The sequence below is a fragment of the Chromobacterium sinusclupearum genome, assembly GCF_002902845.1.
Lineage (GTDB): Bacteria > Pseudomonadota > Gammaproteobacteria > Burkholderiales > Chromobacteriaceae > Chromobacterium > Chromobacterium sinusclupearum.
Genome location: NZ_PPTF01000043.1, coordinates 1 through 20,095 on the forward strand (window position 1 = coordinate 1; position 20,095 = coordinate 20,095).

Genomic DNA, 20,095 nt, shown 5'->3' on the forward strand with positions numbered 1-20,095 from the left:
CGCTGGCTCTAAATGCTTGAAATTACTGTGCTTTGTTGGTCGGGGTGAGAAGATTCGAACTTCCGACCCTCTGCACCCCATGCAGATGCGCTACCAGGCTGCGCTACACCCCGACTCAAGAGAAACGTAGTCTAACTGATTTATTATTTTTTGCCAATACCCGAATCCAGCCATTCCAGGATGGATTCCAACTCGGCGCGCACTTCCTGGGCAGTAATCGGACGCTCGCCTTCACTTCCCATTCCCAGACGCTGGCGAGCGCCCTGTATGGTGAAACCGTCATCGTAAAGCAGCGCGCGTATTCTGCGCACCAGCAACACTTCATGGTGCTGGTAATAGCGGCGATTGCCGCGCCGTTTTACCTGGCGCAGTTGGGAAAATTCCTGCTCCCAATATCGCAGCACATGCGGCTTGACGCCGGTCAGCTCGCCGACTTCGCTGATGGTGAAGTATCGCTTCGATGGAATCGACGGCAGATCAGCCTTGCTTGTTAGCATGGTATTGCTCAACCATTCCCTTGAGTTTCTGGCTTGCGTGGAACGTTACCACACGGCGCGCGGTAATGGGAATCTCTTCCCCGGTTTTGGGATTGCGACCCGGACGCTGCGGTTTGTCGCGCAGCTGGAAATTGCCGAAACCGGACAATTTCACCGAATCCCCGGACTCCAGCGCCAGCCGGATCTCTTCAAAAAACGACTCGACCATGTCCTTGGCTTCGCGTTTGTTCAGACCTACCTGGTCAAACAGCAAATCGGCCAGTTCAGCCTTCGTCAAAGTCATGACATTCCCCTCAAACATCTGAACCAATCGGCGGGCACGCGGCCCGCCCAATTCTCAATCAAACGCGCAACTGCGCACCCAGCTCCAGCGCCGCCTGCAACAAAGCCTGCATCGCCGGCTCGACATCTTCGTCGGTCAGGGTGCGGCTATTGTCCTGCATCAGCACGCTAAAGGCCAGACTCTTCTTGCCTTCCGCGACGCCTTTGCCACGGTAAACGTCAAACAATGCGATTTCCGTCACGATGTCGGCCCGCTTCGCCTCGAACGCCGCCAGCAACGCCGCCGCGCTGACTTGCTCATCGACCAGCAACGCCAGATCGCGGCGAACCGGCTGGAACTTGCTGACCGGCAGCGCCTTGATGCGGCTGCGCGCGGTGACGATGGCCAGATCCAGCTCGAACAGCACCGGCGCGCTAGGCAGATCATAAGCCTGCACCCACTGCGGATGCAGTTCGCCGATCACGCCTACCACCTTGCCGTCCACCCGCACCTCAGCGCAACGGCCGGGGTGGAAGGCGGGATGGCTAGCCTTGCGATACTCGGCCGCCACCGGGTGCAGCAGCGCCTCCACATCGGCCTTCACGTCGAAGAAATCGACGCGCTCGGCCTTGACGCCCCACTGCTCGGGCAGGCGCGGCCCCCAGGCCAGGCCAGCCACTTTTTCCGGCTGGTCGAAACCCTGCTCCGCGCGCAGGAACACGCGCGCCGCCTCGAACACGCGCACGCGGGGCTGCTTGCGGTTGATGTTGCCGACCAGCACGTCCACCAGGCCGCCGATTAGCGTCGAGCGCATCACGCTCATCTGGCTGGCGATGGGGTTCTGCAGGCGGATGGCCTTGTCGTTGCCGGCGAAATCGCGCTCCCAGCGCTCGTCGACAAAAGCGTAGCTGACCACTTCCTGGTAGTCGCGCGCGGCCAGCAGATGGCGCAGCTGGTCCACCGGGCGCAGCTCTTCCGGCTGCCGCAGCATGCGCATGGAAGAGCGCGGCGCGTCATCCGGAATCTGGTTGTAGCCGTAAACGCGGGCCACTTCTTCGATCAAGTCTTCCTCGATCTCGATGTCGAAGCGGAACGACGGCGCCTGAACGGTGAACACCTCATCCGCCAGGCTGAATTCCAGACCCAAACGGCCCAGAATTTCGGCAATCTGTTGCGAGGACAGCGCCACGCCCAATACCTTGGCCACGCGCGCCACGCGCAGCGGGACCGCCGGGCGCGCCGGCAGCTCGGCCACTTCTTCCACCACCGGACCAGCAGCGCCGCCGCAGATGTCCAGCACTAGGCGGGTGGCGCGTTCGATCGCCTCGCGCTGCAGCTGGAAATCCACGCCGCGCTCGTAGCGGAAGGACGAGTCGGAACCGAAGCCCAGTTCGCGGGCGCGGCCGGCGATGGCCTTGGGCGCGAAGAAAGCGGATTCCAGGAAAATATCGGTGCTGGCGGTGGTCACGCCGCTCAGCTCGCCGCCCATGATGCCGCCCAGCGCCAGCACCTTGGCGTCGTCGGCGATCACCAGATGCTTGTCCTGCAGCGCGACCGTCTTTTCGTTCAGACACAACAGGCTTTCGCCGGCTTGCGCCTGGCGCACGGTGATGCCGCCTTCAATCTTGGCCAGATCGAACGCGTGCATCGGCTGCCCTTGCTCCAGCAGCACGTAATTGGTGATGTCGACGATGGCCGAAATCGAACGCAAGCCGGAACGCTCCAGGCGCTGGCGCATCCAGGCCGGCGTCGCGGCGGCGGCGTTGACGCCCTTCACCACGCGGCCCAGGTAACGGCCGCAGGCTTCGCGCGCGACGATCTTCACCGGACGGGTGTCGTCGATGCTCGGGGCCACCGGCTCGATGGCTACCGGCGCAAGCGCAGCGCCGGTCAGCGCCGCCACTTCGCGGGCGACGCCGCGGATCGACAGGCCGTCGGCGCGGTTCGGCGTGATTTTCAGCGTGAACAGCTGGTCGTCCAGGCCCAGGTAGTCGCGGATGCTCTGGCCCACCGGCGCACCGGCCGGCAGCAGCATCAGGCCATCCACGTCTTCCGGCACGCCCAGCTCCTTGCCGGAGCACAGCATGCCGTTAGATTCCACGCCGCGCATCTTGGTCGGCTTGATCTTGAAGTCGCCCGGCAGGATGGCCCCCGGCAAGGCGCACGGAACGCGCACGCCGACGGCCACGTTCGGCGCGCCGCAGACGATCTGCACCAGTTCGCCTGTGCCCACGTCGACTTTGGTGACGCGCAGGCGGTCGGCGTTTTCGTGCTTGACGCACTCTTTGACTTCGGCGATCACCACGCCGGAAAACGCCGGCGCGGCGGCGACGGTTTCTTCGACTTCCAGGCCCGCCATGGTCAGCAGGTCGGACAGTTGTTCAGTGTTCAGCGCCGGATTGACCCAGCCTCTCAGCCATTGTTCGGAAAATTGCATAGTCGGCTCCGTGCGCGATCAGTTGAATTGCTTCAGGAAATTGAGATCGTTCTCGAAGAACAGGCGCAGGTCGTTGACGCCATAGCGCAGCATGGCGAAACGGTCCAGGCCGATGCCGAAGGCGAAGCCGGTGTATTTTTCCGGATCGATGTTGACGTTGCGCAGCACATTAGGATGCACCATGCCGCAGCCACCGACTTCCAGCCAGCCGCGCTCGCCCAGCACGTCGATTTCGGCCGACGGCTCGGTGAACGGGAAGAAGGACGGGCGGAAACGCACTTGCAGGTCATCGCGCTCGAAGAAGCGGCGCAGGAAGTCGGTCACCACGGCCTTCAGGTCGGCGAAGGACACGCCCTCTTCCACCCACAAGCCTTCCATTTGATGGAACATCGGCGAATGGGTGGCGTCGGAATCGACGCGATACACGCGGCCCGGCGCGACGATCTTGATCGGCGGCTCATTGTTCATCATGAAGCGCGCCTGGATCGGGCTGGTATGCGTGCGCAGCACGTCGCCGTTCTCTACGTAGAACGTGTCCTGCATGGCGCGCGCCGGATGGTTTTCCGGCACGTTCAGCGCCTGGAAATTGTAGAAGTCGGTTTCGATTTCCGGGCCGTCGGCCACCTCGAAACCCATGGTGCGGAACAGGCCGCTGATGCGCTCCAGCGTCAAGGCCACCGGGTGCAGGCCGCCGCCCACCGCGCCGCGGCCCGGCAGGGTGACGTCCAGCGCCTCGGCAGCCAGCTGGGCTTCCAGCTTGGCGGCGTTGAGCTGGTCGCGCTTGTCATTGTGCGCGGCCTCGAATGCCTGCTTGGCCTGGTTGATGGTCGCGCCGGCCGTCTTGCGCTCTTCCGGCGCCAGCTTGCCCAGCTGCTTGAGGAGTTCGGTCAGCTCGCCGCTCTTGCCGAGATAGCGCGCTTTGACCTGTTCGAGCTCGATCAGATCGGTCACCGCCGCCACGGCGGCGAGACCGGCTTGGAGAATCGCGTCAACGTTGTTCATCGTGTTCCACACCGCATGCGAATAGAAGGCTGATCACAGCGGGCATGCGGCATACCCGATCTGATCAGCGCTCTGCTGGCAGATGCCGATAGAAAAAAAGGGAGGCATGTGCCTCCCTTCAGATCCGTCTGGGCGATTAAGCAGCGAGGCTTGCTTTCGCCTTTTCGACGATCTGCGCAAAAGCCGGCTTGTCGAACACGGCCAGGTCGGCCAGGACCTTGCGGTCGATTTCGATAGCGGCTTTCTTCAGGCCGTTCATGAACTTGCTGTACGGCAGGCCGTTTTCACGAGCAGCTGCGTTGATACGAGCAATCCACAGTTGACGGAACTGACGCTTTTTCTGACGACGGTCGCGGTAGGCGTATTGACCCGCCTTCATCACCGCCTGTTTGGCGATGCGATAGACGTTCTTCCGGCGGCCGCGATAGCCTTTCGCCAGGGCGAGGATTTTCTTGTGACGAGCACGTGCGGTTACACCGCGTTTTACGCGTGGCATATTTCAGATCTCCTTAAGCGTAGGGCATCATGGCGCGAACAGAGGCCATATTGGTTGCATCCACCATGGTGGTGCCACGCAGTTGGCGCTTGTTCTTGGTGGTCTTCTTGGTCAGGATGTGACGCTTGAAGGCGTAAGAGCGCTTGATACCACCGCTGCCCAACACTTTGAGACGCTTTTTCGCGCTCGACTTGGTCTTCATTTTCGGCATGGAAATGCTCCTGCTGAATTTGTTTGGATTAGACACAGGGTGGCCCGGAAAGGCACTTGAAACCGCTGCGTCACGCTTTTAAGGACGTTGCCGACCTACAAAATCAACACGGCAGAGCGCACTCTGCCGTGTCGGAACGACGATTATACCGATTATTTCTTCTTCGGCGCAATCATCATTACCATCTGACGGCCTTCGAGGCGCGGAAACTGTTCCACCGTGCCCACTTCCGCCAGATCGGCTTCCACGCGCTTGAGCAGCGCGAGGCCGATATCCTGGTGTGCCATCTCACGACCGCGGAAGCGCAGAGTGACCTTGGCCTTGTCGCCTTCAGTCAGGAAACGGACCAGGTTGCGCAACTTGACGTTGTAGTCGCCATCGTCGGTACCCGGACGGAACTTGATTTCCTTGATCTGAACCTGCTTCTGCTTCTGCTTGGCTTCGTGACGCTTCTTGGACATTTCGTACTTGTACTTACCGTAGTCCATCAGCTTGCACACCGGCGGCTGAGCGGTCGGCGAGATCTCTACCAGATCCACGTCGTTCTCTTCGGCCAGAGCCATTGCTTCACGCAGACTGACGATGCCAATCTGCTCACCTTCCTTACCAACCAGACGGATCTCGCGGGCGGTAATTTCGCCGTTGATCCGTGCTTCGCGTTCCTGAGCTATAGCCAAATCTCCTAATGAGTAATAAGTGCGCCGCCGCTGAATCAGGCCTCAGGCATCTCAGCCTTGAGGCGCGCGATAAACGCATCCAGCGTGAGCTGACCCAGGTCTTCGCCCCGGGCGCGCACGGCAACCAGTCCGTCTGCCTTTTCCTTGTCGCCGACAATGATCTGATACGGCAACTTTTGCAGACTATGTTCGCGGATTTTATAGCCGATCTTCTCGTTTCTCAAGTCGAGCTCGACACGGAATCCTTGTTTCTCAAGCGCTTGAGCAATTCCAGACGCATAATCCGCTTGCGCTTCGGTGATATTCATCACCACCATCTGCACCGGTGCCAGCCAGAGAGGGAAGGCGCCAGCATGGTTTTCGATCAGAATGCCGAGGAAGCGTTCCAGCGAACCCAGCGCCGCGCGGTGCAGCATGACCGGACGCTTGCGACTGTTGTCATCCGCCACATATTCGGCGTCCAGACGCTCCGGCAGCATGAAGTCCAGCTGCAGGGTACCACATTGCCAGGAGCGGCCGAGCGCATCCTTGATGTGATATTCGATTTTCGGACCATAGAAGGCGCCCTCGCCCGGCAGCTCTTCCCACTCGACGCCGCAAGCGCGCAGCGCCTCGCGCATGCCTTCCTCGGCCTTGTCCCAGGTGGATTCTTCGCCGATGCGTTTTTCCGGACGCAGCGCCAGCTTGATCGCCACCTTGTCGAAACCGAAGCGGTCGTACACTTCCATCACCAGGCGGTGGAAATCCTTGGCCTCCTGGTTGATCTGGTCTTCCGTACAGAAGATGTGGCCATCGTCCTGCACGAAACCGCGCACGCGCATGATGCCGTGCAGCGCGCCGGACGGCTCGTTGCGATGGCAGGAGCCGAATTCGGCGTAGCGCAGCGGCAGATCGCGATAGGAGCGCAGGCCGCTGTTGAAGATCTGCACATGGCCAGGGCAGTTCATCGGCTTGACGGCGTAGTCGCGCTTTTCCGACTCGGTGATGAACATGTTCTCGCGGTAGTTCGCGGCGTGGCCGGAACGTTCCCACAGGTGCGCGTCCATCATCATCGGCGTGCGCACTTCCTTGTAGCCTTCGCGGTTCAGCTTGGCGCGCATGTACTGCTCGACGCTCTGCCACAGCTGCCAGCCCTTGGGATGCCAGAACACCATGCCCGGCGCCTCGTCCTGCAGGTGGAACAGGTCCAGCTGCACGCCCAGCTTGCGATGGTCGCGCTTTTCCGCCTCTTCCAGCATGTACAGGTAGGCTTCCAGATCTTCTTTCTTGGCCCAGGCCGTGCCGTAAACGCGCTGCAGCATCTCGTTCTTGCTGTCTCCGCGCCAGTAAGCGCCGGCCACCTTCATCAGCTTGAACACCTTCAGCTTGCCGGTGGACGGCACGTGCGGGCCGCGGCACAAGTCGGTGAACTCGCCTTCGCGATACAGAGACAGCACTTCGCCCTGCGGGATCGATTCGATGATCTCGGCCTTGTAGGCTTCGCCAATGCTCTTGAAGTAGGCGATGGCCTCGTCGCGCGGCAGTTCGTAACGCTCGACCGGAATGTCCTTCTTCGCCAGCTCGGCCATCTTCTTCTCGATGGCGGCCAGATCTTCCGGCGTGAACGGGCGCTTGTAGGCGAAATCGTAGTAGAAGCCGTTCTCGATCTCCGGCCCAATCGTCACCTGCGCCTCCGGGAACAGCTCCTTGACGGCGTAAGCCAGCAAGTGGGCGGTGGAGTGACGGATGATGGACAGGCCGTCCGCGTCCTTGTCGGTGACAATGGCCAGATCGACATTGCCGTCGATCAGGTAGCTGGTATCCACCAGCTTGCCATCGACGCGACCCGCCAGCGCGGCGCGCGCCAGGCCGGTGCCGATGGATGCGGCCACTTCATGAACCGTTACCGGTTTGTCGAAAGAACGGACCGAGCCGTCCGGCAAGCGAATGTCTGGCATGTCAACTCCAACGAGGGCGAGAGGTTTTTGTGATCGAGTCTAAAGCAAAAGGATAAAAAAAAAGTGCGGCCTGAGCCGCACTTCTTTTTCGCATGGTACAACCCGCAAGGCTCAGCTTCCGTGAGTATGTCGGGTTGTGGTAGTTCGTAAGGATTTCACTTAACCACTCCATGCATTGAATTTGGTAGGCACGATCGGATTCGAACCAACGACCCCCACCATGTCAAGGTGGTGCTCTAACCAACTGAGCTACGTGCCTGTCGTCGAGGTGTGCATAGTAAAAGAAGCCCCCTGTCTTGGCAAGCACTTTTTTGCATCTCCGGCGCAAGCCCCGCGCTTGCTGTATACTAGCGGACTGATTTTGCTAAACAAACCCTGAAGCGATACTTCGAATAATGTTGAAGTTTACCGTACACAAGACCTCCGGCGGCGCGCGGCGCGGCACGCTGGAGCTGAACCACGGCACCGTCGAAACCCCGGTTTTCCAGCCCGTGGGCACCTATGGCTCGGTCAAGGCGATGAGCCCGGTGGAGCTGAACGACATCGGCGCGCAGATCATCCTCGGCAACACTTTCCACCTGTGGCTGCGCCCGGGGCTGGAGATCGTCGAGCAGTTCGGCGGCCTGCATGAATTCATCGGCTGGGACAAACCCATCCTCACCGACTCCGGCGGCTTCCAGGTATTCAGCCTGTCCGACATGCGCAAGCTGACCGAGGAAGGCTGCACCTTCCAAAGCCCGATCAACGGCGACAAGCTGTTCCTCAGCCCGGAAATCTCGATGAAGATCCAGACCGTGCTGAATTCGGACATCGTGATGCAGCTGGACGAATGCACGCCGGGCCAGGTGGACCACGCCACCGCGCAGAAGTCGCTGCAAATGAGCCTGCGCTGGGCCGAGCGCTCGCGCCGCGCCTTCGACGACCTGAAAAACCCCAACGCCTTGTTCGGCATCGTGCAGGGCAACCTGTACACCGACCTGCGCCGGGAGTCGCTGGAAGGCCTGATGCAAATCGGTTTCGACGGCATCGCCATCGGCGGATTGTCGGTGGGCGAGCCCAAGCCCGAGATGTACCGCATGCTGACCGAGCTGAAGGACATGCTTCCGGCCGAGAAGCCGCACTACCTGATGGGCGTGGGCACGCCGGAAGATCTGGTGCACGGCGTGGCCAACGGCGTGGACATGTTCGACTGCGTGATGCCGACCCGCAACGCGCGAAATGGCTGGATTTTCACCCAGTGGGGCGACGTCAAGATCAAGAACGCGCGCTACAAGGACGACAAGAAGCCGCTGGACGAAGAATGCGCCTGCTACGCCTGCCGCAACTTCAGCCGCGCCTACCTGCACCATCTGCACCGGGTGGGCGAAATTCTGGGCGCGCGCCTCAACACCATTCACAACCTGTATTACTACCAGGAACTGATGCGCCAGATGCGCCAGGCGATCGAGGAAGACCGCTTCGAGGACTTCCGTCTGGAGTTCGCCGCCAAGCGCGCGCGCGGCGTCAACTAAGCGGGCCGGGCGGGGAACTGCGGCGCTTCGCCGCCGGTCCCATGCCCTTGCCGCGCTCCGTGGTTGGAAAACACATGGAGCATGGCTACAATGCCCTGTTTGAATGCAAGTCATAACACGAATTTAGGAGTTTCCCTGATGTCCTTCATTACTCCCGCCTTCGCCGCTGGCGGCGCTGCGCCCTCCGGCTTCGATCTGATGGGCTTCCTGCCCATGATCGTCATCTTCGTGCTGTTCTGGTTCCTGATGGTGCGCCCGCAGCAGAAGCGCATGAAGGAAACCCAGAAGATGCTGTCCGAGTTGCAAAAAGGCGACGAAGTCGTCACCCAAGGCGGCATCATCGGCCGCATCACCAAGACCAGCGAGCAATACCTGACGCTGGAAATCGCGGACAAGGTGGAAATCAACGTACAGCGCGGCGCCGTCAGCGCCAAGCTGGAAAAAGGCACGCTGAAGACCCTGTAAGCCACTCATGGCCGCCACGGAAACCTCCGCAGGCGGCCTTGCTCATTTTCCATCCCAGAACTAGAACATGAACCGCTACCCTCTCTGGAAATACCTCGTCATCGTGGTGGCGCTGATCCTCTCGGCGATCTACACGCTGCCCAACTTCTACGGCGAGACCCCCGCGGTGCAGGTCTCCAGCACGCGCCAATCCATCCCGGTGGACACTGCCCTGATGGCGCGCGTGGAAGACGCGCTGAAATCCCAGAACATCAATCCTGACGGCGTATTCCTCGACAACAACGGTCTGAAGGTTCGCTTCAAGGATACCGACACCCAGCTGAAGGCGCGCGACGCCATCCAGCACGCGCTGGGCGACAACTACATCATCGCGCTGAACCTGCTGCCGGCCTCCCCGGCCTGGCTGACCGCCCTGCGCGCCAACCCGATGTTCCTGGGTCTGGACCTGCGCGGCGGCGTGCACTTCCTCCTGGAAGTGGACATGCAGGCGGCCATCGACAAGGCGATGCAGCGCTACACCGGCGACCTGAAGCGCGAGCTGAAGAACAAGCAGGTCCGCTACGGCGACATCAAGCGCAACGGCAATACGCTAGAAGTGCAACTGCGCGACGGCGACACGCTGAAATCGGCGCAGGACGTGGCGTATCGCGCGCTGCCGACGCTGGCCATCCGCACCGACGACAGCAGCAACAAGCTGCTGCTGACGCTGAAGCCGGAAGAGATCACCAAGATCCAGAGCGACGCCGTCAAACAGAACATCACCACGCTGCATAACCGCGTGAACGAACTGGGCACCACCGAGCCCATCATCCAGCAGAATGGCCCGAACCGCATCGTGGTGCAGCTGCCAGGCATTCAGGACACGGCCCGCGCCAAGGACATCATTGGCCGCACCGCCACGCTGGAAGTCCACATGGTGGAAGACGACCAAGGCAAGGTATCGGAAGCGCTGGCCGGCAACGTGCCGGCAGGCTACGAACTGCTGGACGAAGTCACCTCGCGCGGCCAGAGCAAGATCCTGCTGAAGAACGACGTGGAGCTGACCGGCGACAATATCAACGACGCCCAACCCAGCTTCGACCAGTTCGGCGCGCCAGCCGTCAGCATCAATCTGGACAGCGCCGGCGCCGCCATCTTCCGCCAGCTGACCGCCGAGAACGTCGGCAAGCGCATGGCCATGGTACTGGTGGAAAAAGGCCGCAAGGAAGTGGTCACCGCGCCGGTGATCCGCACCGAGATCGGCGGCGGCCGCGTGGAAATCTCCGGCAGCATGAACGCCGCCGAAGCGAACGACACCGCCCTGCTGCTGCGCGCCGGTTCCCTGGCCGCCCCGATGAACATCATCGAGGAACGCACCATCGGCCCGAGCCTGGGCAAGGAAAACATCGAGAAAGGCTTCCACGCCACATTGTGGGGCTTTGCCGCCATCGTCACCTTCATGGTGCTGTACTACGGCCTGTTCGGCGTGTTCTCCGGCCTGTCGCTGGCGATGAACGTGTTCTTCCTGATCGCCATCCTGTCCATGCTGCAGGCCACGCTGACGCTGCCGGGCATCGCCGCCATCGCGCTGGCGCTGGGCATGGCGATTGACGCCAACGTGCTGATCAACGAACGGATACGCGAGGAGCTGCGCAACGGCGTGCCGCCGCACTCCGCCATCCAGGCCGGCTACAACCACGCCTGGCACACCATCCTCGACTCCAACGTCACCACGCTGATCGCCGGCCTGGCGCTGATGATCTTCGGCACGGGTCCGGTGCGCGGCTTCGCCATCGTGCACTGCCTGGGCATCCTGACCTCCATGTTCTCCGCCGTCGTGGTATCGCGCGGCCTGGTGAACCTGTGGTACGGCCGTCGTCGCAAACTGACCACGCTGGCCATCGGCCAAGTGTGGAAACCGGAAAACAAGGGCTAATCATGGAGCTTTTCCGCATCAAACGGGACATCCCGTTCATGAGCTACGGCAGGCTCACCACAGCGATCTCGCTGGTGACCTTCATTCTCGCCGTGTTCTTCCTGGCCACCCGCGGCCTGAACTTCAGCGTGGAGTTCACCGGCGGCACCGTGCTGGAAGTGCAGTACCAGCAAGCGGCCGAACTGGACAAGATCCGCGACAAGGTCGACACCCTGAAACTCGGCGAAGCCACGGTGCAGAACCTGGGCAGCAGCCGCGACGTGATGATCCGCCTGCCGAACAAGCCGGGCACCAGCTCGGCCCAGTTGTCGGACAAGGTGATGGGCGTATTGAAGGCTGACGATGCCGGCGTGCAGCTGCGCAAAGTGGACTTCGTCGGCCCCAGCGTCGGCGCCGAACTGGTCTCCAGCGGCCTGACCGCCGTCATCCTGGTGTGCGCCGGCATCATGCTGTATCTGGCCCTGCGCTTCGAATGGCGCTTCGCCGTGGCGGCCATCATCGCCAACATGCACGACGTGGTGATCATCCTGGGCTGCTTCGCCTTCTTCCGCTGGGAGTTCTCGCTGACCGTGCTGGCCGGCATCCTGGCGGTGCTGGGCTACTCGGTGAACGAATCGGTGGTGGTGTTCGACCGGATCCGCGAAAACTTCCGCAAGCCGGGCACCCGCAACTTGCCGGTGGCCTCGATCATCGACAACGCCATCACCTCGACGATGAGCCGGACCATCATCACCCACTTCTCCACGGAAATGATGGTGGTGTCCATGCTGGTATTCGGTGGCCCGGCGCTGCACGGCTTCGCCATGGCGCTGACCATCGGCATCATGTTCGGCATCTACTCGTCGGTGCTGGTGGCCAGCCCGATCGCCCTGTGGTTGGGCGTGACGCGCGAGCACATGATCAAGCCGGTGAAACAAAAAGAGGAAGCGGTGGTCTGATCTCCGCAACCTAAACGACTGGCCGGCTTGTCCGGCCAGTTTCGCGTTTACCCTCCCAGTTCGAAACGGAAATCATGGAAGCCATCACGTTTTTGATCGACTTCATCCTGCATATCGATGCCCACCTGAGCCAACTGGTGGCGGCCTATGGCCCATGGATCTACGCCATCCTGTTTTTGATCGTATTCTGCGAAACCGGCCTGGTGGTCACCCCCTTCCTGCCGGGCGATTCGCTGCTGTTCGTGGCCGGCGCGCTGGCGGCCATGGGACAGATGAACCCGCACCTCTTGGTGCTGCTGCTGATCATCGCCGCCATCCTGGGTGACGCCACCAACTACGCCATCGGCCGCAATGTCGGCATGAGATTGTTCGGCATGTTCCCGCGCCTGCTGAAGCAGAGCTACCTCGACAAGACCCACGCCTTCTACGAGCGCCATGGCGGCAAGACCATCATCTTCGCCCGCTTCGTGCCCATCGTGCGCACCTTCGCGCCGTTCGTCGCCGGCATCGGCAAGATGCACTACCCGCAGTTTTTGAAGTACAACGTGGTGGGCGCCATCGCCTGGGTGGTCGGCTTCACTTACGCCGGCTACTTCTTCGGCAACCTGCCCTTTGTGCGCAAAAATCTGGAGCTGCTGATCTTCGGCATCATCTTCGTCTCCTTCCTGCCGGGGCTGATCGAAATCTGGCGCCACAAGCGCGCGGCCGCCCGCGGCTGATCCGTAGTAGAATCGACAAGGCCGCCTTAGCGCGGCCTTTTGCATTGCCATCACTATCAAACGCCGCCCATGACACGCATCCAACGCCTGCCCGACCACCTCGTCAACCAGATCGCCGCCGGCGAAGTGGTGGAACGCCCCGCCTCCGCGCTGAAGGAAATACTGGAAAACAGCCTGGACGCCGGAGCGAGCAAGGTCAGCGTCGATCTGGCCCAGGGCGGCATCAAGCTGATCCGGGTGACGGACAACGGCAGCGGCATCGCGGCCGAAGACCTGCCGCTGGCGCTGGACCGCCACGCCACCAGCAAGATCGCCTCGCTCGACGATCTGGAATCGGTGGCGACGCTGGGCTTCCGCGGCGAGGGTTTGGCCAGCGTGGCGTCGGTATCGCGGCTGACGCTGGTGAGCCGCCCGCACGACGCGGACCACGCCCACCAGATCATCGCCATCGACGGCACCCTGCACCCGGTGGAGCCGGCCGCCCATCCGCACGGCACCAGCGTGGAAGTGGTGGACCTGTATTTCAACACGCCGGCACGGCGCAAATTCCTGAAAAGCGAGAACACCGAATACGCGCACTGCGAGGCGACATTCGAGCGCATCGCCCTGGCGCATCCGGACGTGGAATTCCTGCTGCGCCACAACGGCAAGGTGATCTGGCGGCTGCCCGCGCAAAGCGCCGAAGACCGCGTGGCCGCGCTGTTGGGCAAGGATTTCGTCGCCGCCGCCATCCCGCTGGACAGCCAGGCCGGCCCGCTGGCGCTGACCGGCTTCGTCGCCTCGCCCACTTACTCCAAGGCCAGCCGCGACGCCCAGTACTTCTACGTCAACGGCCGCTTCGTCCGCGACAAGACCGCCCAGCACGCGTTGCGCCAGGCTTACCGCGACGTGCTGCACCACGACCGCCACCCGGCCTACGCGCTGTTCTTCCAGCTTGAGCCGTCGGGGGTGGACGTCAACGTCCATCCCACCAAGATTGAAGTGCGCTTCCGCGAAAGCCAGGCGGTGCACCAGTTCCTGTTTCACAGCGTGCACAAGGCGCTGGCGGGCACCACCGCAGGCGCCGCGCCGACGGTGCAAGTGGACAACTCGACGCCCGACGCCGCGCCAGCCCTGTCTCAAGGCGAATCGGCCTCGTTGTTCGGCAACAGCTCGCCCGCGCCCGCCGCGCGCCCGACCTCATTCAGCGCGCCGCCGGCGCAGCCCTTCCGCTATCAGCAACAGGCCATCCCGCTGAACGTGGCGCGCGAAGCGGTAGGCGTCTACGACAAGCTGTTCGGCGGCCTGCGCGAAGAAGAAAGGGCACTGTCCCGCCCCGAGCCGGCGATGCCCTCCCCCGCCGCGCCGCTGCCGCATCCGGCCGTGCTGGCCATGCCCGCCCACGACGAGAACGGCATCCCGCCGCTGGGCTTCGCGCTGGCGCAGCTGCACGGCGTCTACATCCTCAGCCAGTGCGCAGAAGGCCTGATCCTGGTGGACATGCACGCGGCGCACGAACGCATCGTCTACGAACGGCTGAAAACGGCGCTGGAAACCGACGCCATTCCGCTGCAGCCCTTGCTGCTGCCCGTTTCGTTCGCCGCCGACCGCATGGAAGTGGCCACCGCGCACGAGCATGGGGAGGAAATGAAAAAGCTGGGCGTGGAGCTGGCGCCGCTGTCGCCGACCCAGATCGCCGTGCGCGGCGTGCCGGTGTGGCTGAAAGACGGCGATCCGGTGGAACTGGCGCGCGCGGTGCTGAAGGACGTGCGCGAATTCGGCCTCAGCCAGGTGCTGACCGAGCGCCGCAACGAGCTGCTGGCCACCATGGCCTGCCACGGCGCCGTGCGCGCCAACCGCCTGCTAACGCTGCCGGAAATGAACGCGCTGCTGCGCGACATGGAAGCCACGGAACGCTCCGGCCAGTGCAACCACGGCCGCCCCACCTGGACGCGGCTGACCATGCGCGATCTGGACAAGCTGTTCATGCGCGGGCAGTGAGCAAGGAGCGCAGCCCTTAGCGCCAGCGCTGGCACTCCCGGTCATCCGGGTGCTGATGCAACTCCTATAGGGTGGAAGCCCGGCCCTGCCGTGCGCTCAGTCGCAATGCCCGGCGGAAGCGAACCGATTACAGATAATCCCGCATCCGATAGTAAGCCATCCCCAACACCAGCGCCGGCGTGCGCAGCAGCTTGCCGCCAGGGAAAGGCCGATGGCGGATCTTGCTGAACAGGTCCAAGCGCGACGAGGTGCCGGCGATGGCCTCCGCCACCACCTTGCCGGCCAGCCCGGTGATATTGACGCCGTGGCCTGAGAAGCCTTGCAGGTAGTAGACATTGCCCGACAGCCGGCCAAAATCCGGCGCGCGGTTGACGGTGATGTCGCAGAAGCCGCCCCAGGCGTAGTCGATGCGCGCGTCGGCCAGTTGCGGGAACACGCGCAGCATGTCGGCGCGCATGGCGCCGGCCAGGTCGCGCGGCTCGCGGCCGGAGTAGCTGACCTTGCCGCCAAACAGCAAGCGGTGGTCGGCCGACAAACGGTAGTAATCCAGCACGAAATTGGTGTCGCACACCGCCATATTGTCGGCGATCAGCGCGCGCGCCCTTTCCTCGCCCAGCGGCTCGGTGGCGATGACATAGGTGCCGGCCGGCATGATGCGCCGTTCCAGCTCTGGAACCAGCGCGCCGATGTAGGAGTTGCAGGCCAGCACCACCTGGCCGCAGGACACCACGCCATGCTCGGTATGGACCTTGGGCGCCGCGCCCTGCTCCAGGCGGGTGGCGGGCGATTGCTCGTAGATGTCCACGCCGGCGTCCCGCGCCGCCTGGGCCAGGCCCAGGGTGTAATTCAGCGGATGCAGGTGGCCGGAGCGCGGATCGAACAGCCCGCCCTGGTAACGCTCGCTGGCCAGCTTGCCGCGCAGCGTGGCGCGGTCCCACAGCTGCTGTCCGCCGTAGCCGTAGCGCTGTTCGGCCTCGCGCTGCCAGTCTTCCAGATCTTGCATATGGCGCGGCTTGACCGCCACGCTGACGTAACCGCGTTGCCAGTCGCAGCGGATGCCATGCTTGCGCACCCGCTCGTCGATGATGTCCACCGCCTCTACCGACATATCCCACAGCGCCTTGGCCGCCTCATCGCCCAACTGGGCGCGGATGCCGGCTATGTCGCTGGCGAAACCGGCGATCACCTGGCCGCCGTTGCGGCCTGAGGCGCCGAAGCCCACTTGCGAGCCTTCCAGCAGGATCACCGAAAAACCCTTCTCGCGCAGATTCAATGCCGCGGACAAGCCGGCCAGGCCGCCCCCCACCACGCACACGTCGCAATGCGCCTCGCCGCGCAACGGAGGCAGCGGGTCCCAGGCATGGGCGGTGGCGGCGTAGTACGACGGCGGATGCGGTTGATGGGCGAAACGCAGCATGGAATGTCCTCGGCGGGGCAAAGCGGAAAAGCAGCCCCGGCGACGCCGGGGCCATGGACGGTTACATCATCAATACGACGGGGGTGTCGCCGCGCCAGCTGACATACACCGGTTCGTCCCAGGTGGGGGCGGTTTCATTGGCGTCGAACCAGCGCGACGACGGCACCACCGATTTGACGATCTTGCCGCTGGCCAGTTTCACGTGATAGATGGAATAACTGCCGAGATAAGCGATATCCTGCACTTTGCCGGCAGCGCGGTTGGGGCCTGGCGGCAGCGGCTGCTTGTCCAGCCGCACATCCTCCGGCCGCACGCTGGTCCAGACATGCATGCCCTTGGGGCCGGTGATGCCGTGCTCGATGCGGATCATGCCGCCCAGTTCCTGCGAGTTGATCTCCACCAGGTCCGGCTCATCCACCACCACCGAACCCTCGAACATATTGGTTTCGCCGATGAACTCGGCGGTGAAGCGACAGTTCGGATATTCGTAGATCTCGGTCGGCGTGCCCACTTGCAGCAGCTTGCCCTCGCTCATGATGCCGATGCGGCTGGCCATGGTCATCGCCTCTTCCTGATCGTGCGTCACCATGATGCAGGTCACGCCCACCGCCTCGATGGTGTTGACCAGCTCCAGCTGGGTCTGCTGCCGCAGCTTCTTGTCCAAGGCGCCCAGGGGCTCGTCCAGCAGCAGGAGCTTGGGCCGTTTCACCAGGCTGCGCGCCAAGGCCACGCGCTGCTGCTGGCCGCCGGACAGCTGGTGCGGTTTGCGGCCGGCGAACTTGCGCATCTGCACCAGGTCCAGCATCTTGGCCACCCGCTCGGCGATCTCGTCCTTGGGCGCTTTGTCCTGCTTCAGGCCAAAGGCGACATTCTGCTCCACAGTCATGTGCGGAAACAGCGCGTAGTTCTGGAACATCATATTGACCGGCCGCTCGTACGGCTGCAGCCCTTGCATGTCCTGGCCATCGAGGATGATGCGGCCGGAGGTCGGCGTTTCCATCCCGGCCAGCATCCGCAGCAGCGTGGACTTGCCGCAACCTGAACTGCCGAGCAGGGCGAAGATTTCGTTCTTGCGGATGTCCAGGTCGATATGGTCCACCGCCAGGTGATCGCCGAACTTCTTGACCACCCCCGATATCCGCAGGTAGGCCGCCTCTTCGACGGCGGGGGCGGCGCTGGCCGCGCCGCGGGCGGGAATGGCTGCTGCTTGTTTAGTGGCCGCGATGGCTTCCGACATGATCTGACTCCCTCCGACTCGACGCCTCGCGGCGCCGCTGCTGTTGAGCGCATGCTGCGATGGAACGGGAGCGCCTGCCGGCCTCCCTCGGACTTGAACCAGGCTAACGCGGGCAAGGCATGGCAGGAAGCGTCAGGACCGATGGCCTGCCCACACCAGCTTCGCGCTGCATGAAAAGATTAAACGAAGAATAGCCCGAGCGGGAAGGTGCGGACAGCCGCGCCGGCGGCATGACGATAAAGGCAGCCATGATGTCTCCTCTTGTCTTGGCCGGCGTCTGATGCGCCAGCTTTGGCACAGCCTATGCCATGTTTAATAAATTTGACAAGTACGAGATGAAATCCTGGGCCAGGACGATCCGCGGCTTGTCGCATGCAAGCCGCAGACCATTCAAGAACAGAGGAACAAGCCAGCCAAACAGACGGTTAGCGAATGGAGGAGAGATCGGTCTGGCAATCACATACCGCAGCCGGCTTGGCTGGCTGCCGGCGCTCGACGAACAGGCTGTTGCCCGGCATCTTCTTGGCCTGCTTCTTGGCATCAGCCGTCACCGCGCCGATCTCATGATGGCTGACATACTGGCCGGCCTGCACCTTTACCACCCCCAGCGACAAGGTGGTCAGCGGCAGGAACATGGTTTCGCCGCTGCGGACCGCCACCTCGAAACCGCCGGCGGCGCGATGCGCCTCGGAAAAGTGCTGCGAGGCCTGCTGACCAAACTCGCGCAGCATCAGCCGCAGCCGCGCCTCCCAGTCCTCCGACTGCATCAGCACCACAAAGTCGTCGCCGCCGACATGGCCGACGAAGTCGCGTTCCGGATCGGCATGCTCCAGCAACAGATGCGCCACCAGTTCGATCAGGTTGTCGCCGGCGGCGTAACCGTATAAATCGTTAAACGGCTTGAAGTGGTCCAGGTCCGCATAGGCCACCACAAACGGCGACTGCATGCCGAGCAGGCGGTCTATCGTTTCATTGATCGGCACATTGCCGGGCAGGCCGGTCAACGGATTGGCGTATCGCGCCGCCGACAGCTGCAGCTCGGTGATCTTGCGCATCAGCGCGAAACCGGTGCCCATGCCCAGGTAGCGGCCGTTCTCCGTGATGATGAAACCATCCACCAGATAGCGTTGCTCCGCGGCCACCACCAGGCTGGACAGTTCTTGAATATTGATGTCGGCGTTCACCACCAAGGGCTGCTTGTCCATCATCATATGGCAAGGCTTCTTGCCGTACAGCTCGCGGTTGAAAGGCTTGGCGAAGCTTTCCAGCAGATGATGGCGGCGCAGCAGCCCTACCGGCACGCCGTCCTCCACCACCGGGATGGCAAAGCAGTCCGGATGATCGGCAAAACGGCGGTAAGCCGCTTCGTTGGCCACCTTGGACTCCATCGGCGCCACTTCCATCAGCAGATCGCGCGCCAGCGGCTGGTTGCGCAGCCCCAGGCGGCGGCTGCCGGCCCACGGCAGCATATCGTTCTGCAAGGGCAGCTCCAGCACCGGATGCGCCTGCGGCCTCGCCAGCAGATAGCCCTGGCCGTAGCGCACGCCCAACCGGCACAAGGTGCGCAGCTCGGCCGGCGACTCTATGCCTTCCGCCACCAGCAGCGCGCCGGATTGGCGGGAAATATCCACCATCGAGCGAACGAATTGCTCTTTCAACGGGTCCAGATGGATGTTCTGTACAAAATGTTTGTCCAGCTTGACGAAATCCGGCCGCAGCTCGGACCACAGCCGCAGATTGGAAAAGCCCTCGCCCAGATCGTCCAGCGCGACGCGCAGTCCGCCCTGGCGACAGCGATCCGTGACTTCGCGCAAAGCCAGATAGCCGCCATTGGGGCGGGTTTCCGTCAACTCCAGAATCACGCGCTTGCTGTCCAGGCCGATCTGGCTGAAGAATGAAAAGATGGCGGCCGGGCGCTGGCCTTGCACCAGCAGCGTCTCCGGGCTGGTATTCACGAACAGCAAGCCAGGCAGGGACAGTTCGGCAAAGCGTTCCGCGCAAGTGCGCAAGCAGGCCTGATCCAGCGCCAGCAGCATCTGGCACCGCTCGGCCGCCTCGAACAGCATCATCGGCGAATGCAACATGCTGTCCGACGGCCCGCGGATCAGCCCTTCGTAACCCAGGATGACCCCGGTTTCCAGATCCACGATAGGCTGGAATACCGGCTGCAGCTTGCGCTGCCCGATGATTTCTTCCAGTTCGTGACACCAGCCAGCCAATCCATCCCGCACGGTTGGCTCGACGCAAGTTTGCATGATCTTTAAAGACAGTCCGATTGCGTTAAACAACGTTAATCTAAAACAATTAAATGTCATCTCGATTACATACGCCGTTTGCATTCCATCTCTGTTCAGCGCGGCCTGAGCGGTTCTAGAATGAAAACACAAACCTAAG

At 62.6% G+C, this 20,095-nt stretch carries 18 protein-coding genes and 2 tRNA genes; 6 read left to right on the forward strand and 14 right to left on the reverse strand.

What is annotated here, in order from left to right; genetic code table 11:
- Positions 1-36: 36 nt before the first annotated feature.
- The 10 genes from C2134_RS10370 to C2134_RS10415 all read right to left on the reverse strand — a co-directional run bounded on the left by C2134_RS10370 (position 37) and on the right by C2134_RS10415 (position 7,778).
- Positions 37-113: transfer RNA gene (locus C2134_RS10370), tRNA-Pro, on the reverse strand.
- Positions 114-143: 30 nt separating this feature from the next.
- Positions 144-509 (reverse strand): MerR family transcriptional regulator, encoded by a 366-nt coding sequence (locus C2134_RS10375; RefSeq protein ID WP_233196414.1) that lies wholly within the window; start codon positions 507-509, stop codon positions 144-146.
- Positions 478-780, reverse strand: coding sequence for an integration host factor subunit alpha (locus C2134_RS10380; RefSeq protein ID WP_011134908.1), 303 nt, complete (start codon positions 778-780; stop codon positions 478-480). Before C2134_RS10380 ends, C2134_RS10375 begins: the two co-directional genes overlap by 32 nt.
- A 58-nt stretch (positions 781-838) precedes the next feature.
- The gene (gene pheT, locus C2134_RS10385) at positions 839-3,196 is read right to left on the reverse strand and encodes a phenylalanine--tRNA ligase subunit beta (protein WP_103319841.1); all 2,358 of its coding nucleotides are present in this window, start codon (positions 3,194-3,196) and stop codon (positions 839-841) included.
- Positions 3,197-3,214: 18 nt separating this feature from the next.
- Positions 3,215-4,198, reverse strand: a complete 984-nt coding sequence (pheS, locus tag C2134_RS10390) for a phenylalanine--tRNA ligase subunit alpha (protein WP_103319842.1) — start codon at positions 4,196-4,198, stop codon at positions 3,215-3,217.
- A gap of 136 nt (positions 4,199-4,334) precedes the next feature.
- Positions 4,335-4,694: a 50S ribosomal protein L20 gene (gene rplT / locus C2134_RS10395; RefSeq protein ID WP_011134905.1), complete on the reverse strand. Its 360-nt coding sequence runs from the start codon at positions 4,692-4,694 to the stop codon at positions 4,335-4,337.
- A gap of 13 nt (positions 4,695-4,707) precedes the next feature.
- Positions 4,708-4,905, reverse strand: coding sequence for a 50S ribosomal protein L35 (gene rpmI / locus C2134_RS10400; protein WP_043626585.1), 198 nt, complete (start codon positions 4,903-4,905; stop codon positions 4,708-4,710).
- 152 nt (positions 4,906-5,057) lie between these two features.
- Positions 5,058-5,582: a translation initiation factor IF-3 gene (gene infC / locus C2134_RS10405; RefSeq protein ID WP_083340992.1), complete on the reverse strand. Its 525-nt coding sequence runs from the start codon at positions 5,580-5,582 to the stop codon at positions 5,058-5,060.
- Between the two features lie 35 nt (positions 5,583-5,617).
- Positions 5,618-7,519, reverse strand: a complete 1,902-nt coding sequence (gene thrS, locus C2134_RS10410; protein WP_103319844.1) for a threonine--tRNA ligase — start codon at positions 7,517-7,519, stop codon at positions 5,618-5,620.
- A 182-nt stretch (positions 7,520-7,701) separates the two neighbouring features.
- Positions 7,702-7,778 (reverse strand) — tRNA-Val (locus tag C2134_RS10415).
- Between the two features lie 136 nt (positions 7,779-7,914).
- On the opposite strand from C2134_RS10415, the gene tgt reads away from it, so the two are divergent.
- The 6 genes from tgt to mutL all read left to right on the forward strand — a co-directional run bounded on the left by tgt (position 7,915) and on the right by mutL (position 15,047).
- Positions 7,915-9,030, forward strand: coding sequence for a tRNA guanosine(34) transglycosylase Tgt (gene tgt / locus C2134_RS10420; protein ID WP_103319845.1), 1,116 nt, complete (start codon positions 7,915-7,917; stop codon positions 9,028-9,030).
- Between the two features lie 138 nt (positions 9,031-9,168).
- Entirely contained in the window at positions 9,169-9,495 is a 327-nt protein-coding gene (yajC, locus tag C2134_RS10425; RefSeq protein ID WP_043626576.1) for a preprotein translocase subunit YajC, read from the forward strand.
- 67 nt (positions 9,496-9,562) lie between these two features.
- Positions 9,563-11,410, forward strand: a complete 1,848-nt coding sequence (secD, locus tag C2134_RS10430; RefSeq protein WP_103319847.1) for a protein translocase subunit SecD — start codon at positions 9,563-9,565, stop codon at positions 11,408-11,410.
- A gap of 2 nt (positions 11,411-11,412) precedes the next feature.
- Entirely contained in the window at positions 11,413-12,348 is a 936-nt protein-coding gene (gene secF / locus C2134_RS10435) for a protein translocase subunit SecF (RefSeq protein ID WP_103319849.1), read from the forward strand.
- 74 nt (positions 12,349-12,422) lie between these two features.
- Positions 12,423-13,067, forward strand: a complete 645-nt coding sequence (locus C2134_RS10440; RefSeq protein ID WP_103319850.1) for a DedA family protein — start codon at positions 12,423-12,425, stop codon at positions 13,065-13,067.
- A 69-nt stretch (positions 13,068-13,136) separates the two neighbouring features.
- Positions 13,137-15,047: a DNA mismatch repair endonuclease MutL gene (gene mutL / locus C2134_RS10445; protein ID WP_103319852.1), complete on the forward strand. Its 1,911-nt coding sequence runs from the start codon at positions 13,137-13,139 to the stop codon at positions 15,045-15,047.
- A 127-nt stretch (positions 15,048-15,174) separates the two neighbouring features.
- Here mutL and C2134_RS10450 read toward each other — a convergent pair whose 3' ends face one another.
- The 4 genes from C2134_RS10450 to C2134_RS10460 form a co-directional block, all read right to left on the reverse strand.
- Positions 15,175-16,464 carry an NAD(P)/FAD-dependent oxidoreductase gene (locus C2134_RS10450; protein ID WP_103319854.1) on the reverse strand — a complete coding sequence of 430 codons (1,290 nt, stop codon included), beginning with the start codon at positions 16,462-16,464 and terminating at the stop codon, positions 15,175-15,177.
- A gap of 61 nt (positions 16,465-16,525) precedes the next feature.
- Positions 16,526-17,701, reverse strand: coding sequence for an ABC transporter ATP-binding protein (locus tag C2134_RS10455; protein WP_103319855.1), 1,176 nt, complete (start codon positions 17,699-17,701; stop codon positions 16,526-16,528).
- A gap of 103 nt (positions 17,702-17,804) precedes the next feature.
- Positions 17,805-17,951: a hypothetical protein gene (locus C2134_RS21545; protein ID WP_158248746.1), complete on the reverse strand. Its 147-nt coding sequence runs from the start codon at positions 17,949-17,951 to the stop codon at positions 17,805-17,807.
- Positions 17,952-18,126: 175 nt separating this feature from the next.
- On the reverse strand, positions 18,127-19,956 hold the full coding sequence (locus tag C2134_RS10460) for a GGDEF domain-containing protein (protein ID WP_103319857.1): 1,830 nt from the start codon (positions 19,954-19,956) through the stop codon (positions 18,127-18,129).
- Positions 19,957-20,095 lie beyond the last annotated feature (139 nt).

What these genes read in the sequence shown, in the direction of transcription:
- secD (WP_103319847.1), top strand. Translation starts at nt 9,563, where the DNA reads ATGAACCGCTACCCTCTCTGGAAATACCTCGTCATCGTGGTGGCGCTG.
- C2134_RS10460 (WP_103319857.1), bottom strand. Translation starts at nt 19,956, where the DNA reads ATGCAAACTTGCGTCGAGCCAACCGTGCGGGATGGATTGGCTGGCTGG.
- rplT (WP_011134905.1), bottom strand. Translation starts at nt 4,694, where the DNA reads ATGCCACGCGTAAAACGCGGTGTAACCGCACGTGCTCGTCACAAGAAA.
- rpmI (WP_043626585.1), bottom strand. Translation starts at nt 4,905, where the DNA reads ATGCCGAAAATGAAGACCAAGTCGAGCGCGAAAAAGCGTCTCAAAGTG.
- thrS (WP_103319844.1), bottom strand. Translation starts at nt 7,519, where the DNA reads ATGCCAGACATTCGCTTGCCGGACGGCTCGGTCCGTTCTTTCGACAAA.
- secF (WP_103319849.1), top strand. Translation starts at nt 11,413, where the DNA reads ATGGAGCTTTTCCGCATCAAACGGGACATCCCGTTCATGAGCTACGGC.
- pheT (WP_103319841.1), bottom strand. Translation starts at nt 3,196, where the DNA reads ATGCAATTTTCCGAACAATGGCTGAGAGGCTGGGTCAATCCGGCGCTG.
- pheS (WP_103319842.1), bottom strand. Translation starts at nt 4,198, where the DNA reads ATGAACAACGTTGACGCGATTCTCCAAGCCGGTCTCGCCGCCGTGGCG.
- C2134_RS10440 (WP_103319850.1), top strand. Translation starts at nt 12,423, where the DNA reads ATGGAAGCCATCACGTTTTTGATCGACTTCATCCTGCATATCGATGCC.
- tgt (WP_103319845.1), top strand. Translation starts at nt 7,915, where the DNA reads ATGTTGAAGTTTACCGTACACAAGACCTCCGGCGGCGCGCGGCGCGGC.
- C2134_RS21545 (WP_158248746.1), bottom strand. Translation starts at nt 17,951, where the DNA reads ATGGCTGCCTTTATCGTCATGCCGCCGGCGCGGCTGTCCGCACCTTCC.
- C2134_RS10450 (WP_103319854.1), bottom strand. Translation starts at nt 16,464, where the DNA reads ATGCTGCGTTTCGCCCATCAACCGCATCCGCCGTCGTACTACGCCGCC.
- C2134_RS10380 (WP_011134908.1), bottom strand. Translation starts at nt 780, where the DNA reads ATGACTTTGACGAAGGCTGAACTGGCCGATTTGCTGTTTGACCAGGTA.
- yajC (WP_043626576.1), top strand. Translation starts at nt 9,169, where the DNA reads ATGTCCTTCATTACTCCCGCCTTCGCCGCTGGCGGCGCTGCGCCCTCC.
- mutL (WP_103319852.1), top strand. Translation starts at nt 13,137, where the DNA reads ATGACACGCATCCAACGCCTGCCCGACCACCTCGTCAACCAGATCGCC.
- C2134_RS10455 (WP_103319855.1), bottom strand. Translation starts at nt 17,701, where the DNA reads ATGTCGGAAGCCATCGCGGCCACTAAACAAGCAGCAGCCATTCCCGCC.